16 protein-coding genes are annotated in these 14,960 nt (G+C 69.6%); 11 read left to right on the top strand and 5 right to left on the bottom strand.

Annotation, left to right across the window (positions count from 1 at the left end):
* The first annotated feature begins 52 nt into the window (after positions 1-52).
* Positions 53-763: a VOC family protein gene (locus tag IEX49_RS04740; RefSeq protein WP_188804698.1), complete on the top strand. Its 711-nt coding sequence runs from the start codon at positions 53-55 to the stop codon at positions 761-763.
* Here IEX49_RS04740 and IEX49_RS04745 read toward each other — a convergent pair.
* A complete protein-coding gene (locus IEX49_RS04745; protein WP_188804700.1) occupies positions 760-1,479 on the bottom strand; it encodes a DUF899 family protein in 720 nt (239 codons plus the stop codon). The genes IEX49_RS04740 and IEX49_RS04745 overlap by 4 nt on opposite strands.
* Before the next feature lie 191 nt (positions 1,480-1,670).
* On the opposite strand from IEX49_RS04745, the gene IEX49_RS04750 reads away from it, so the two are divergent.
* The gene (locus IEX49_RS04750) at positions 1,671-2,402 is read left to right on the top strand and encodes a GTP pyrophosphokinase (protein WP_308421910.1); all 732 of its coding nucleotides are present in this window, start codon (positions 1,671-1,673) and stop codon (positions 2,400-2,402) included.
* Between the two features lie 22 nt (positions 2,403-2,424).
* On the opposite strand, the gene IEX49_RS04755 is transcribed toward IEX49_RS04750, so the two are convergent.
* A complete protein-coding gene (locus tag IEX49_RS04755) occupies positions 2,425-3,879 on the bottom strand; it encodes an aldehyde dehydrogenase family protein (RefSeq protein WP_188804702.1) in 1,455 nt (484 codons plus the stop codon).
* A 74-nt stretch (positions 3,880-3,953) separates the two neighbouring features.
* On the opposite strand from IEX49_RS04755, the gene IEX49_RS04760 reads away from it, so the two are divergent.
* Positions 3,954-4,370, top strand: coding sequence for an NTP pyrophosphohydrolase (locus tag IEX49_RS04760; protein ID WP_188804704.1), 417 nt, complete (start codon positions 3,954-3,956; stop codon positions 4,368-4,370).
* Between the two features lie 64 nt (positions 4,371-4,434).
* Here the strand turns inward: IEX49_RS04760 and IEX49_RS04765 are convergent, their stop codons facing one another.
* Positions 4,435-5,811 carry an NAD-dependent succinate-semialdehyde dehydrogenase gene (locus IEX49_RS04765; RefSeq protein WP_188804706.1) on the bottom strand — a complete coding sequence of 459 codons (1,377 nt, stop codon included), beginning with the start codon at positions 5,809-5,811 and terminating at the stop codon, positions 4,435-4,437.
* Between the two features lie 180 nt (positions 5,812-5,991).
* Here IEX49_RS04765 and IEX49_RS04770 point away from each other — a divergent pair, with 180 nt between their 5' ends.
* The 4 genes from IEX49_RS04770 to IEX49_RS04785 all read left to right on the top strand — a co-directional run bounded on the left by IEX49_RS04770 (position 5,992) and on the right by IEX49_RS04785 (position 8,802).
* Positions 5,992-6,240, top strand: coding sequence for a metallothionein (locus IEX49_RS04770; protein WP_308421911.1), 249 nt, complete (start codon positions 5,992-5,994; stop codon positions 6,238-6,240).
* A gap of 186 nt (positions 6,241-6,426) precedes the next feature.
* Complete coding sequence (locus IEX49_RS04775; RefSeq protein WP_188804710.1) at positions 6,427-6,885, top strand: DoxX family protein; 459 nt, start codon at positions 6,427-6,429, stop codon at positions 6,883-6,885.
* Positions 6,886-7,051: 166 nt separating this feature from the next.
* Positions 7,052-7,486 carry an aminoacyl-tRNA deacylase gene (locus tag IEX49_RS04780; protein WP_188805060.1) on the top strand — a complete coding sequence of 145 codons (435 nt, stop codon included), beginning with the start codon at positions 7,052-7,054 and terminating at the stop codon, positions 7,484-7,486.
* A gap of 176 nt (positions 7,487-7,662) precedes the next feature.
* Entirely contained in the window at positions 7,663-8,802 is a 1,140-nt protein-coding gene (locus tag IEX49_RS04785) for an LLM class flavin-dependent oxidoreductase (RefSeq protein ID WP_188804712.1), read from the top strand.
* Here IEX49_RS04785 and IEX49_RS04790 read toward each other — a convergent pair.
* Complete coding sequence (locus IEX49_RS04790) at positions 8,791-9,429, bottom strand: GyrI-like domain-containing protein (protein ID WP_188804714.1); 639 nt, start codon at positions 9,427-9,429, stop codon at positions 8,791-8,793. The genes IEX49_RS04785 and IEX49_RS04790 overlap by 12 nt on opposite strands.
* A 111-nt stretch (positions 9,430-9,540) precedes the next feature.
* On the opposite strand from IEX49_RS04790, the gene IEX49_RS04795 reads away from it, so the two are divergent.
* The 4 genes from IEX49_RS04795 (at position 9,541) to IEX49_RS04810 (ending at position 14,252) form a co-directional block, all read left to right on the top strand.
* Positions 9,541-11,250, top strand: a complete 1,710-nt coding sequence (locus IEX49_RS04795; protein WP_188804715.1) for a carbon starvation CstA family protein — start codon at positions 9,541-9,543, stop codon at positions 11,248-11,250.
* A gap of 23 nt (positions 11,251-11,273) precedes the next feature.
* The gene (locus IEX49_RS04800) at positions 11,274-11,540 is read left to right on the top strand and encodes a cory-CC-star protein (protein ID WP_115933441.1); all 267 of its coding nucleotides are present in this window, start codon (positions 11,274-11,276) and stop codon (positions 11,538-11,540) included.
* A gap of 52 nt (positions 11,541-11,592) precedes the next feature.
* A complete protein-coding gene (locus IEX49_RS04805; protein ID WP_229672243.1) occupies positions 11,593-12,582 on the top strand; it encodes an ArsA family ATPase in 990 nt (329 codons plus the stop codon).
* Between the two features lie 164 nt (positions 12,583-12,746).
* Positions 12,747-14,252 (top strand): FAD-dependent oxidoreductase, encoded by a 1,506-nt coding sequence (locus tag IEX49_RS04810; protein ID WP_188804717.1) that lies wholly within the window; start codon positions 12,747-12,749, stop codon positions 14,250-14,252.
* Positions 14,253-14,306: 54 nt separating this feature from the next.
* Here the strand turns inward: IEX49_RS04810 and IEX49_RS04815 are convergent, their stop codons facing one another.
* Entirely contained in the window at positions 14,307-14,813 is a 507-nt protein-coding gene (locus IEX49_RS04815) for a VOC family protein (protein ID WP_188804719.1), read from the bottom strand.
* Positions 14,814-14,960: the final 147 nt, after the last annotated feature.

The raw sequence follows: 14,960 nt of genomic DNA on the forward strand, positions 1-14,960 counted from the left end.
TCCTGTTGCCTGACCCTTGCCGTGCCGACGAGAGCCTTGGTAGACCGGAGGGATGCGCCTGGAGAACCTGAACTTCGATGCCCGTGACCCGCGCCGGTTGGCGGACTTCTGGGCGGCCGCCCTGGGAGCGGAGCCCCTCACGGACAATGAGGCCGGCGTGGAGGTCCGGTTGCCCCTGGCAGGCGGCCGCTTCCTCGACCTCTGCTTCGAGCGCGTCACGGACCCCTCGCCGGCGAAGTCCCGGCTGCACCCGGACCTGACCGGCGGGAACGGACAGCGGCAACAGGACGTCGTCGAACGACTGCTCGGCCTCGGCGCCACACCAGCGGACATCGGTCAGAGAGACGTCCCCTGGGTGGTGCTGGCGGACCCGGAGGGCAACGCCTTCTGCGTCATGGATGAGCGGCCGGCGTACCGTGACAGCGGCACGATCGCCGCCCTGGCCCTGGAGAGTGCCGATCCCGAGCGGGACGCCGACTTCTGGGCGGTGGCCACCGAATGGGTCCGGGTGGAGGGGGAGGCACCGGCCTCGTTGCGCCACCCCTCCGGCACCGGTCCCGTCCTGGAGTTCCTCCGTGAATCCGGTCCGAAGCGTGGGAAGAACCGGCTCCACGTGGACGTCAGGCCCGGGCCCGACGACGGCGCCGTGACCGACCGGCTCCAGGCGGCGGGAGCGCGGCTGCTCGTCGACAACCCGGAGTGGCCGTGGTCAACGTGGTCCGACCCGTCCGGAAACGAGTTCTGCGTCCTCGACGCGTCTTAGGCGCCTGCGGAGTTTCCGTACCAACCGGCCACGTCCTGGGGCTCGGGCCAGCCGTGGCATGCCTCCCCGCCCGGCCATCCCTCCGGAGACTGCTGCCAGGACTCCCGGCGGCCGTAGGGCAGGACGTCCATCAGTCCGAAGACGTGGGACACCGTCTCGAGGCCGCGGCCGTCGGTGTGCCAGGTCCGGTAGACGTCCTCGCCGTCACGCAGGAACACGTTGAAGGCGTATCCGGCGTGCGGCGGGGCGCCCACGTCTGCCCCGAAGGTGCTGTTCGCGGTGGAGTACCAGCTCATCCGGTCCCCGACCCGACTGCGGTAGGCGAGCGCCTCGTCGATGGTTCCCTGGGTGACGATGACGAAGCGCGCGTCGTAGTTCTCCAGGAACTCCAGGCGGGGGAACTGTGAGGAGAAGAAGGTGCAGCCGCCGCACTGGTACTCGGCGCCGTCATGCCACATGTGGCTGTAGACGATCAGCTGGTGCTTGCCGTCGAAGAGGTCCACCAGCCGGACGGGGCCGAAGGCGCCCTCGAGCGTGTAGTCGGGCATCTTCACCATGGGCATCCGGCGGCGCTGGGCGGCGATGGCGTCGAGTTCACGGGTGGCGGCCTTCTCGCGGCGGCGCAGGGCGTCGAGTTCGGCCTGCCACGTCGCCTGGTCGACGACGGGCGGAGTGGCCGGGGCCGGATCGTAGTGGGAGAGGTCGGTGGTGGTCATGGCAATCCTTCGGAAGGGGCAGACCGGGCAGGCAGGGGATCTGCGCGCGTGCCCCCACGGTAGGCCGCCCCGGTCCGCCGCGTCCCCTCCAGATCTGCGGTGATCACATCCGCTGCAGAACCAGCGGGTGTCCAGCCGGCACCCAGCTGAGGCACGGATTCGTGACAGGCGGATCCGCGAGACTGGAGAACATGGATGACTCCCCCGGACCGACGGCGCCCTCCACCGACCTGGAACGGCTCGGCGCCGGGACCGGGATGGACCTGAGCACCATGCCGCCGGACCTCGCGCGGCGGCTGACCACCATCGGCGCCGACTTCCGGCAACTCAGCCTCGAGTATGAGTTCGCGCTGCGCGAGGTGGAGACGAAGATGCACATCCTGCAGGACGAGTTCCTGCACCTGCACGACTACAACCCCATCGAGCACGTCTCCACCCGCCTGAAGACCCTGGACTCCCTCGTGGCCAAGGCCAACCGGCGCGAGCTGCCCATGGACCTGGACGTCTGGCGGCGGGAGATCCTGGACATCGCCGGGACCCGGGTGACCTGCAGCTTCCGCCGGGACGTGTACCGCGTCTTCGACCTGTTCACCGAGCGCCAGGACGTGGAGGTGATCTCGGTGAAGGACTACATCGCCCAGCCCAAGGCCAACGGCTACTCCTCCCTGCACGCCACCGTCCGCGTGCCCGTCTACCTCTCCACCGGGGTCATCCTGATCCCGGTGGAGATCCAGTTCCGCACCATCGCCATGGACTTCTGGGCCTCACTGGACCACAAGATCAAGTACAAGTACGACGGCGAGGTGCCGGCCGACGTCGCGGATGAACTGCAGGAGGCGGCGCAGGCCGCCGACGACCTGGACCGACGGATGGAGAACCTGCACGACCGCGTCCACGGCAGCGGCCCCACACTGTTCGTGTAGGGCCGCCTGCGCCAGTGCGGGCTTAGAACGGGTAGGGCGCAATCTCCGGGCGCATGGTGAGCCACTGGACCTCGGTGAAGGCCTCGATGTTCGCGGTGTAACCGCCGAATCGCGCCCCGTTGCCGGAGGCCTTCATCCCGCCCATCGGCGCGTTGGACTCGTCCGCCACGGTCTGCTCGTTGATGTGGACCTTGCCGGCATCCACCAGGTCGGCGAGCTTCATCGCCTGGCCCACATCCCCGAGGATGCCGAGGGAGAGGCCGTACTCGTTGGCGTTGATGACCTCTGCGGCCTCCTCGATGCTGGAGAAGGACATCACCGGAGCCACGGGCCCGAAGATCTCCTCCGCCCATGCCGGATTCGCCGCGTCCACGCCGGAGAGCACCGTGGGGGCGTAGAACAGGTTCTCGTAGGTGCCGCCGGCCTCAATGCTGGCCCCGGCGTCCTTGGCGCCGCGTACGATCCGGTCGACATTGTCCCGCTGCTTCTGGTCGATGATCGGCCCGAGCGCCACGTCCCCGGTGGGGTCACCCACCGGCAGGTGCTCGGCCTTCTCCTTGAGAGCCGCCACGTATTCGTCCTTGATCGACTCGTGCACGAGGTGCCGGCCACTGGTCATGCAGACCTGCCCCTGGTGCATGAATGCCCCGAAGGCCCCGGCGGAGGCGGCCGCAGCCACATCAGCCCCCGGCAGCACCACGAGGGCATTGTTGCCGCCCAGTTCCAGGTGGGCTCGCTTCAGGTTGCGGCCGCAGGCCTCCCCGACCTTCCGGCCGGCCGCCGTGGAGCCGGTGAAGGACACCACGCGGATCTCCGGGGCCTCGGACAGCGCGGCGCCGGCATCCGCCCCGCCGGTCAGCAACTGCAGCACTCCCGCCGGCAGCCCGGCCTCCTCGAAGGCGCGCATGATCATCACCCCTCCGGAGACGGGGGTGCGCGGGTCCGGCTTGAGGATCACGGCGTTACCCAGCGCGAGCGCGGGGGCCACCGAGCGGATGGAGAGGATCAGCGGGAAGTTGAACGGGGAGATCACGCCCACCACGCCGGCCGGCACCCGGCGGGCGAAGGACCAGTGCGCCTCGTCCGAGGTGAGCACCTCTCCGGCCGGGTGGTGCGGCAGCCCGGCGGAGTCGAAGCACTCGTTGGCGGCCACGTGGGTCTCCATCGCGGCCTTGCCCCCGATTGCTCCGGTCTCGCGCTGGATCCACGTGTTGAGTTCTTGGACGTGGTCCTCGAAGACCTGACCTGCCCGGCGCAGCACCGCGGCCCGCTCCTCGGGCTTGGTGGCGGCCCAGGCCTTCTGGGCCTTCGCGGCGCGGGTGGCGGCGGCGAACACGTCCTCGCCCGAGGCCATCCCGGCCCGGCCCAGGACCGCTCCGGTGGCCGGCTCCACCACATCTACCGTGCCGGCCGAACCCTCGGTCCAGCCGTCGGTGTAGATCTTGCCGTCCCAGACGGATGGATCGAGAAAACTCATGACGCTCCTGACGTTGGTGGGGATAGCACCGAGCCTACCCACGCCGCCCGGCTCCGGCACGGAAGAATGGCCGCATGGAGACCACCCTGACGCTCGTCGTGGACGCCGCCAACGTGGTCGGCTCCGTCCCAGACGGCTGGTGGAGAGACCGGTTGGGTGCCACCTCCCGGCTCCGGGACCACCTCGCCGTCCTGGCCCGGGACGGCCTCGAGGTGCCCGACGCCGGCCCCGAGACACCGCGGGTCCGTCCCGCGATCGTCCTGGTCGCCGAGAGCAAGGCCCGCGGCCTCGAGTCCGTGGAGGGGGTCCAGGTGATCGACGCCCCGGGCGAGGGCGACGACGAGGTGGTGGCCGTCGTCGGGCGTCTGTTCGCCGCCGACCCCGGGCGCACGGTGGTGGTGGCCACTGCGGACCGGGGACTGCAGGACCGGGTCCGCGACCTGGGGGCGGGCGTCATGTCCGCACGCGCCGTGCGCCATCGGCGCCGGTGAGCCCGTCCGGCAGCCTCCACCTCCTCCGCGGCGTGCTGTGGCCCTGACGTGAGTTGGCCCGGCGTCAGGACCGCGCGGTCCGGCGCAGCCGGGTGTTGACGAACTCGCCCACGCCCCAGCGCCCGAGCTCGCGGCCGAAGCCGGAGCGCTTCACACCACCGAAGGGCAGCCCGGGCAGGGTGGTGCCGTGCTCGTTGACGTAGGCCATGCCCACAGCCAGCCGATCGGCGACCGCCTGGGCCCGGCCGACGTCGTTGCCCCACACCGATCCGCTGAGTCCGAAGCCCACGTCATTGGCCAACTGGACGGCCTCCTCCTCCGAGTCGACGCCGTAGACCATGGCCACCGGGCCGAAGATCTCCTCGGAGTAGGCGTCCATCTCCGGGGTGATCCCGGTCAGCACCGCCGGACGCATGAAGGCACCGTCACCCTCGAGGGCCTCACCGCCGGTGTGCAGGGTGGCACCCTGCTCCACGGCCCGCTTGACCTGCTCCACCACGGTGTCCCGCGCCTTCACCGAGGACAGCGGGCCCACCCGGACCCCCTTCTCCAGGGGGTCGCCGATGGTCGCCTCGGAGAAGACCGAGGTCACGGTGGCCACGAAGTCCTCGAGCTGGGAGTTCAGCACGATCATCCGCTTGGGAGAGTTGCATGCCTGCCCGGCATTGGACAGCCGGGCCTTGGCGGCAGTGCGGGCCACCCGCTCGACGTCGGCATCCTCCAGCAGAATGAAGGCATCCGATCCACCGAGCTCCAGCACGGCCTTCTTGAGGTTCTTCCCGGCCGTCTCCGCCACGGCGACGCCGGCCCGCTCGCTGCCCGTCAGGGACACCCCGTGGACGCGGGGGTCGGCGATCATGGTGGCGACCTGCTCGTGACCGGCGAAGACGTTGATGTACACGTCCTCGGGCACGCCGGCAGCATGGAGGATCTCCTCCATGACCTGGGCGGAGGCGGCACAGATCTCGGCATGCTTCAGGATGACCGTGTTGCCCGCCATCAGGTTCGGCGCGGCGAACCGGGCCACCTGGTAGTAGGGATAGTTCCACGGCATCACGCCGACGAGCGGCCCGACCGGTTCCGTGGTGACCAGCGATTCCTCGGCACCCTGCGGGTCCAGTGCCTCCGGCTCCAGCAGGTCCGGCCCGTGCTCGGCGTACCAGCGGTAGATCTCACCGGCCAGCTCGGCCTCACCGATGGCCTCGCGCAGCGGCTTGCCCATCTCGGTGGCGATGAGCCGGCCCAGCTCCTCCTTGCGGTCCGCGTAGGCGTCGGCCACCCTGGTCAGGATCTCGGCACGCTCCCGGACCGCGGTCGAGCGCCAGCCGGGGAAGGCGGCGTCAGAGCGGTGCAGCACGTCCTGCACCTCGGCCTCGTCCAGCTTCGGGAACTCTCGTTCGATCGCTCCGGTGGTCGGATTCGTCGTGGTGTAAGTAGCCATACCCCCACCCTGTCGGAATGGTGGAGTGCTGCCAACCCATTCCGAGCACATCCGAGTATTCCTTCGCGCCTGGCGAATCCGCGGGAGCGTCACTCGGGTGGGCTGGACGGGAGACCTGTACGGCCGGCGTCGGGCGCTCCTACGCTGGACGGACCGCACACCTCCACCCGACTCCACCCGATGAAAGGGGTCACCATGGCCGTCTGCGACACCTGCGGCAACGACTACGACAAGGCGTTCACCATCACCATGGGCGAACGCCAGGGCACCTTCGACAGCTTCGAATGCGCCATCCACACCATGGCACCGGCGTGCGCCCACTGCGGATGCCGCATCCTCGGGCACGGCGCCGAGGTCTCCGGCATCATGTACTGCTGTGCGCACTGCGCCGAACACTCCGGGGCCACCGCCATCACCGACCGCGCCTGAGCGGGCGCGGCAGGGGCCGACCGGGGCTGACGGCTGACCGCGCCTTACCGCTGACTGCGGCCGTATTCCCACTATGCGTCTTCTCACGTAGACGCGGTTTTAGTTGACGCCTCAACTATTAATCCGTCAGGGTGGATCAGTGCCGCCAACCGGCGCGCACCGATCCATGCTGAGAGGACGCCGTCCATGACGACCGCCACCGATACCCGCCTGCTGCCCCTGCCCACCCCCGTTCGCGACTGGGGCCTTCTCCTCACCCGCGTGATCCTCGGCGTCGTGCTGGTAGCCCACGGCTGGCAGAAGTTCACCGAATGGGGCATCGCGGGCACCACGGCGAGCTTCCAGGAGATGGGGGTTCCCGCCCCGCCGGTCTCGGCCCTGATCGCCTCCATCGTGGAACTCGGCGGCGGCATCCTACTGATCCTCGGACTGTTCACCACCGTGGCCGGCATCCTGGCGGCTCTCACCATGCTCGGCGCCGTGCTGTTCGTGCACGCCCCGCACGGGGTCTTCGTGGCCGGCAACGGCTGGGAGCTCGTGGCCGTCATCGGCCTGGCGTCCCTGGTCTTCGCGCTCGTGGGCCCGGGCCGCCTCAGCCTCGACGCCCTCATCGCCGGCCGACGGACCCGCTCGATCCAGGCCTGACTCAGGCACCGACGTCGCGCAGGTGGTGTTCCATCGAACAACGGCATCGGCGCATCTCCGCCCGGTCCCGAACCGCTACGCTGGCGCCGTGAACAACCAGCCCCACTCCAGCGAGCCCGCATCCGATCAACCCGATTCCGACCAGCCTGCGGGCCTGCCGGCCATCATGGATTCCGGCCTGGAGTACACCCTGACGCAGCACGGCCCGGTCTCCTCCCTGGCCGAGGTGGCTGCGGCGCGCGGGGTCGATCCGGGCCGGCTGATCAAGTCGCTGGTGGTGCGCCGCGGCGAGAACGACTTCCTGTTCGTCCTCGTGCCGGGCGGCCGCAGCATCTCCTGGCCCAAGCTGCGGGCACTGTTGGGGGTGAACCGTCTGTCCATGCCCTCCGCGGCCGAGGCCCTGGAGGTCACCGGGTACCCGCGCGGTTCCATCACACCCTTCGGCGCGACGACGGCCTGGCCCGTCATCGCCGACGTCGCCCTCTCGGGGGTGCAGGTCTCCATCGGCGCGGGAGCTCCGGGGGCCGCCGTGACGGTCGACGCCGACCGGCTGGTCGAGGCGCTCGGCGCGAGGCTCGCGGACGTGACCGACCCGGAGTAGGACCCGGAGTAGCCGGTGTCTCCCCGGAACTCCCCGGCAGATGTTCACGCCGATGACACTCAGATGTCCCTTGTCTTCGCCCGGCCGGACCACCATCGTGGATGTCACGGAGGACGGGCCCGGGATCGCCACATCTGCGTCGGGCCCCAGATTGCAGACAGAAGGGTGCACGAGGCATGGGCACAGAGATCGACTTCGGCTGGTTCATCCCCACGATGGGAGACACGGCGCGGATCGGGGACCCCACCAGCTCCACGCCGCCGAGCCTGGATCTCTTCACCCACATCGCGCAGACCGCCGAGGACGCCGGCTTCACCTACCTCCTCGTCCCCGTGATGCCCGAGTGCTACGAGGCGTACATCTCCTGTGCCATGGTCTCGGCGCGGACGCAGAGGATCGACATGCTTGTGGCCGCCCGGGCCGGGTTCATCGCCCCTCCCGTCATGGCCAAGATGCTCTCCACCTTCGACCAGCTCTCCGGAGGGCGGCTACGCGTCAACCTCATCACCGGTGGCGACTCCGCCGAGATGGCCGCGGACGGGCTGTTCTATGACCACGACGAGCGCTACGACGTGCTGACGGAGACGGTCGAGATCCTCAAGGACGCCTGGACCCGGGACGAGCCCTTCGATGTGGACGGACGGTACTTCACCGCCCGCGGCGTCCACGTCCAGCCCCGGCCGGTCCAGGCACCGCATCCGCCGCTCTACCTCGGCGGGATGTCCGAGTCGGCTCGTGAGCTGTGCGCCAGCCATGCCGACGTGCACCTGTTCTGGGGCGACACCCCCGCGAACATCGCGAAGAACGTCCAGGACATGACCGCCCGCGCCGCCGCCAAGGGCCGCACCCTGGACTTCGGCATGCGCCTGCAGGTGATCGTCCGCGAGACCGAGGAACAGGCCTGGGCCGCCGCCGAGGACCTGATCTCGGCTGCCAGCGCGGAGCACCGGGAGTCAGTCCAGGGGCGCTGGAGCGAATCGAAGGCCAACGACCGCATGAAGGAGCTCGCCCAGGCCGAGGGGCATCTGGTGGGCGAGCACCTGTGGAGCGGCATCGCGACGGTGCGCCACGGCGCGGGCATCGCGATCGTCGGCAACCCGGAGCAGGTGGCGGACACCATCGCCGAGTTCGTGGACGCCGGCTGCTCCAGCTTCTGCCTCTCCGGCTACCCGCACGCCGACGAGGCCGCACGTTTCGGTCACCTCGTCATGCCGCTGCTCCGAGAGCGCTTCGCCGTGAAGGGCGCCCGTCCCGGCGGACGGGACAGTGCGGAAGACACGACGCCGGCCGCGGCCCTGGTGGGATCAGACGGCTGACTGGAGAACGGGTTGCCGCAGTAGGGTGCGCAGCTTCTCCGGTGCGGTCTTGCGGGGATCGCTGAAGTAGACCTCGTGGTGGGTGCCCGTCAGGTACAGCCTGTTGTCGGGGATGAAGCCGTGGTGCATCTCCTCCAGGACCGGTGCCTCGTCGTCGAAGGAGCCGACGTGCAGGGTCTGCACGCAGAGGCCCTCCTCAAGGGTGGCCAGACGGACGTCGTCGAGACGCGCCGGCGGGCCGGCGGCGGTCTTGGCCCCCTTGATCCGCACGGCCTCGATCGCCGCCTCCACCATCTCATCGCCGATCCAGTCCGGGACGAGGAGCATCATGGCCCACTCCCACTGCGACTTGTCCCTGGCCGAGGTGAACACCTCCATGTCCCCAGCCCACCACAGCCCTTCCAGCGGCGGCACCACGTAGTCACGCTGGAGTTCCTGCTTGGACGCGAACTTCAGCGTGTAGGCCACCGGGTACAGGGCCTGCAGTGTGGCGGCGTATCTCGGGTCGGAGTTGGGGTCCCCCTGGCCGTCCAGCACGAGGTACCGCAGTGCCGGGACCTGAAGGAGGCGGAACTCACCGACGCGGGCTCGGTACGAGTCGAGCGACTTCTTGAGGTCGATCTTCATCGTCTGGCAGCCCGGTTCGCAGTATCGATGGTTCCGTGCAGGTGGGTCCTGATGGCAGGATGTGCGGCAACGCACCATGTCATTCGCACCGACACCGCAGATGAGGTCACTATGAACTCCCTTGTGCTCGCCGTGGTCGGGGTCGCCATGATCCTGCTCGGCTATTTCCTCTACTCGAAGTACCTCTCCAAAAAGGTGTACAGGCTGGACCCGGAGTACACCACCCCCGCGCACCGCTTCGAGGACGGGGTGGACTACGTTCCCACCAACAAGTTCGTGCTCTGGGGCCACCACTTCACCTCGGTCGCCGGTGCCGCGCCCATCGTCGGACCCGCCGTTGCCGTGATCTGGGGCTGGGCCCCGGCCTTCCTGTGGGTCACCCTGGGGACGGTCTTCTTCGCGGGCATGCACGACCTCGGGGCGATGTGGGCCTCGAACCGCAACAAGGCGCGGTCCGTGGGCACCCTGTCCGGCCGGTATATCGGGCGTCATGGACGCAATCTGTTCCTGATCGTCATCTTCCTGCTGCTCCTCATGGTCAACGCGGCCTTCGCCGTGGTGATCTCCAACCTGCTCGTCTCCACCCCCACGTCGGTGATCCCCACTTGGGGAGCGATCGTGGTGGCCCTGCTGATCGGCCAGGCGATCTACCGGCTGAAGTGGAACCTGCCGATCGTCTCGATCGTGGGCGTGATAGCCCTCTACGGCCTGATGATCCTGGGCGACATGTTCCCGATCGTGCTCCCGGAGACCATCCTCGGCCTGAGTGCAAACGCGTTCTGGATCGTCGTGCTGTTCCTCTACGCCGGGGTGGCCTCCCTGTTGCCGGTGTGGATGCTGTTGCAGCCACGCGACTACATCAACGGCCTGCAGCTGTTCATCGGCCTCGGGATCCTCTACCTGGCCATCGCCATCTCCTCCCCCACCGTGGTGGCGCCCGCCGTCAACCAGAACGTCCCGGAGGGGACTCCGGGAATCTTCCCGCTTCTGTTCGTGACCATCGCCTGCGGCGCGATCTCCGGATTCCACGGGATCGTCGCCTCCGGCACCAGCGCCAAACAGCTGGACAAGGAGACCGACGCCCGCTTCGTGGGCTACTTCGGAGCCGTCGGGGAGGGACTGCTCGCGCTGGGCACCATCATCGCCACCACCGCAGGATTCCAGACCGTGGCCCAGTGGGAAGAGGTCTATGCGGCCTTCAATGACGGCGGCGTGGAGGCCTTCGTGAACGCCGGCGGCGGCATCCTCAATGCCGGGCTGGGCATCCCCACGTCACTGTCCGCCACCATCCTGGCCACCATGGCGGTGCTCTTCGCGGCCACCACCATGGACACCGGCGTGCGCCTGCAGCGGTTCGTGGTCACGGAGATCGGCGAGATCATGGGCGTCAAGCTCAACATCTGGGTCTCCACGCTGGTCGTGCTGGCCGTCACCATGGGCCTGTCCTTCGGGGCCGGCGCGGACGGTTCGGGTGGCATGGTCATCTGGCCGCTGTTCGGCACCACCAACCAGCTGCTGGCGGCCCTGACGCTGGCCATCATCGCGGTCATGCTCATTCAGTTGCGCCGCCCGGTCTGGCCGGTGCTCATCCCCCTGGTCTTCGTGGCGATCGTCAGCGTGTACGCGCTGATCATCCAGCTCGGGACGTTCTTCAGCACGCAGAACTGGCTGCTGCTCGTGCTGGACGTGATCATCCTGATCTGCGCCCTGTGGGTCATCGTCGAGGCCGTGGCGGCGATGAACCGCGCCCGCCGGGAGCCGCCGGTGGAGTTCGCCGAGGCAGAGGACGACGAGCTGGACCCCTCCAGCTCGGAACTGTGACCGAGACCGTGACCGAGACCGGGGTGCCGGGCTGGCGCCGGCGACTGGCCGGCGTCGGGCGTGGCCTGCAGGACTACTACGCGGGACCCTACCGGTCGACGTTCGCGCGGGCCCGGCGGGACGAGGAGGACCTGTTCATGATGATGGTGTTCTCGGACGCGCTGGGCGTGCCGAACCCGGCTTCCTACTACACTGTCGAGCTGCTTCCGGTGGTGTACGAGCGCTTCCACGAGTGGCACCGTCGGATGGGTATGGAGCGGTCCCCCCTTGATTCACTCTCCTGTTGCTGACCCTGGACCCCGGCCGGACAGACCGAACAGACCGAAGACTGGAGGGTGCGGGATGATGCCGCTGACGGAGATTCTCCGCGACCGCCGGGTGGTGTTCTTCGGGGGCAAGGGGGGCGTCGGCAAGACCACCCTGTCCTCTGCCACCGCTCTCGCCCTGGCCCGGGCCGGGCAGCGCGTCCTGCTGGTCTCCACCGATCCCGCGCACAATCTCGGCCACCTCTGGGAGCGGGCCGTCGGCGACGCCGAGGTGATGCTGTGGGAGGGGGCGGGGACCGGACGGGTGAGTGGCACGGAACTGGACCCCGACCGCGTGGCGCGGGAACACCTGGAGGCGGTGGGTCGCACGGTCAAGGGGTTGATGCCGGAACACCTGCACCGGGAAGTGGATCGCTACTTCCAGCTCGCCCGGCAGTCACCGGGCACCCAGGAGGCGGCGCTGCTGGAGAAGATGTCCACCACCGTGCTGGAGGCGTCGGAGCGGTTCGACGTGGTGGTCCTGGACACCGCGCCCACCGGCCACACCGCCCGACTGTTGGAACTGCCCACACTCATGTCCGCCTGGACGGACGGACTGCTGAGCCGGCGGGAGAAGACCGAACGGTTCTCGGATGCCCTGCGAGGTCTCGACGGTCCCCGCCGCCGCGGCCGCGGACGCAGCGCCCAGGAGGTGCGCGACGGTGAGATCCGCCGGGTGCTGGAGCAGCGTCAACGGCTCTTCGGAGACATGCGGCGACTGCTGGCCGATGCCGCCACCACCGCCTTCGTCATGGTGCTGACCGCCGAGCGTATGCCCGTGCAGGAGACACTCGCCCTCCACGGCCAACTGCGTGCCACCGGGGTGGACCCGGCGGCACTGGTGGTGAACCGGCGCTCCCCCCAGGACGCCGGCGAGTTCCTGGCACGCCGGCATGAGGCTGAGGGCGGCCACCTTCGCGTGCTGACGGCCGGGCTGCCGGAGGTCCCCCTGGTGGAGCTCCCACTGCTGTCCGGTGAGGTCACCGGGCTCGAGGCCATCGGGCGGTTCGCAGACCTGCTCGCGTAGGCAGGCCACCCGGACGGGGGCGAGCGGGCACCAGGGCCGCCGCACGGCGACTCTCGCCAAGTCGGGCCCGGTGTGGGCATGCTGGCACGGTGGCGCCGGCCGTCCGCGACTACCAGGACTCGTCGCCGTAGCGTACCGAGAACCGGAGCAGAGAGGCGCACAGCGTGCATTCACTATGGCTGGACACCCACCCCGTCCCCGCCCCCGGGACCGATCAGTTCGTCCCCGGGGCCGACTATGACACGGTGGTGGCCGGTGCCGGCCTGACCGGCCTGACCACGGCGGTGCTCCTGGCACGTGCGGGCCAGCGGGTCGCCGTGCTGGAGGCACGCTCCGTCGGCGCGGCAACCACCGGCAACACCACGGCCAAGCTGTCCCTGTTGCAGGGCACCACCCTCTCCCAGATCAGCCGGCACCAGTCGGACGCGGTCCTGCGGGCCTACGTGGAGGGCAACCGCGAGGGCCAGTCATGGCTGCTGCGCTACCTTGAGGAGCGCGGCGTCCCGTTTCAACGGCGCCGGGCCTACACCTACGCCACCAGCCCTCAGGGCACCGAGGCCCTGAGACGGGAACAGCGGGCCGCCGAGGCCGCCGGCCTCCCGGTCACGTGGACGGAGGAGACCGAGCTCCCGTTTGCCATGGCCGGCGCGATCGCCCTCGAGGACCAGGCCCAGTTCCATCCGATGGAGGTCCTGGACGCCCTGGCCACCGAGTTGCGCGAGCGCGGCGGGACCCTGGTCCAGGGTGTCCGCGTCACCGGAGCGGGCATCGGATCCCCCCTCACCGTGGAGACCAGCCACGGAAAGGTGCAGGCCGACCACCTCGTGCTCGCCACGGGGGCGCCGGTCCTGGACCGCGGCGGCTACTTCGCCAAACTCCTGCCCCAGCGGTCCTATGCCCAGGCCTACCGCGTCCCCGGATCACTCGAAGGCCTGCCGCAGGGGATGTACCTCAGCGCCGACGCCCCCTCCCGCTCGCTGCGCACCGCGCCCCTCGGCGACGAGGAGTTGCTGCTGGTGGGCGGCAACGGTCACGTGGTCGGCCGGCAGGATTCGCCGCAGGCCGCAGTGGACGACCTCGAGGCCTGGACCGCCGAGCACTTCCCCGGCGCCCAGCGCACCCACTCCTGGGCCGCCCAGGACTACCGCTCGGCCAACCTCATCCCCTTCGTGGGCACGCTGCCGCGCGGGGGTGGCGGTATCTACCTGGCCACCGGCTACAACAAGTGGGGCATGACCAACGCCGTGGCGGCGGCACTGGCCATCACCGCCGAGCTGCTCGGCGGCCAGATCCCCTGGGCCGCCACCCTCGGCCGGCGTCTCACCACCCCGTCCGACCTGCTGACCGGGCTGAAGGACGCCCTCGGCGTCGGCAGGGAGGCGACCACCGGCTGGGCCTCGGCCGAGCTGCACTCGCTGCCGGAGGACCCCCCGGCCGAGGGCGAGGGGATCGTCGGACGTCAGGGCGCCACGCCCGTGGGGGTGTCCACGGTGGACGGCACCACCAGAAAGGTCTCGGCGGTGTGCCCGCACCTAGGCGGCATCCTGCGGTGGAACGATGCGGAGTGCTCCTGGGACTGCCCGCTGCACGGCTCCCGGTTCAGTGCCGACGGGGCTCAGCTGGAGGGTCCAGCCGTCCGGGACCTGCCCACCGTCACCCGCTCGGAATGACCGGCTGACGGACAGGCTGCACCACGAGAGAGACGGATCCCGGGCGATCCGGCGTCAGCCCTGCGCGGCCGCCCACTCGGCGACCCGCCGTCCACTCTCCGCCTCGGTCAGGTCCTCCACACGGGACATCAGCGACCACCGGACACCGAAGGGATCCCGGATGGAGGCGAAGCGGTCCCCGGAGACGAAGGTGCTCAGCGGCTTACGGATGGTCGCCCCTGCCCGCTGTGCCCGGGCCACCAGCCCATCCACGTCCGCGCAGTACAGCCCCATCGAGTAACAGTCCTCGTCACCGGCGGGGGCCGGCACCAGCCCAAAGTCCGGGTGGGGTTCGCCCAGCTGCAACCGGCCCTGCCCGAAGTCCAGCTCGGCATGCACCACCACGCCGCCCATCTCGGTGACGCCCAGGACGCGGGCGCCGAAGACCTCACGGTAGAACTCGATGGCCTCCTTCGCCCCGGCCACCGCCAGGAACGGAGTCAGGCTCGTGTATCCCGCCGGCACGCCGGCAGTCGTATGCTCTCCAGTGACCCCGAGCCGGGGCATGTCCTGTTCATTCATGGACTCACCGTAGGCCCGGGTTCCGCCCCAAAGCTTGCAGATTCGCGACACGTGCGGGATCGCCCCTCCGCCGGCCACGCAGCTTTCCCCCTTGGCCACCCCGTAGCCACCCACACAGCCGCCCCCAGTCCGAGAGGAGCGCCACCC

It is taken from the genome of Citricoccus zhacaiensis (genome assembly GCF_014645315.1).
In the GTDB taxonomy this organism is placed as follows: domain Bacteria; phylum Actinomycetota; class Actinomycetes; order Actinomycetales; family Micrococcaceae; genus Citricoccus; species Citricoccus zhacaiensis.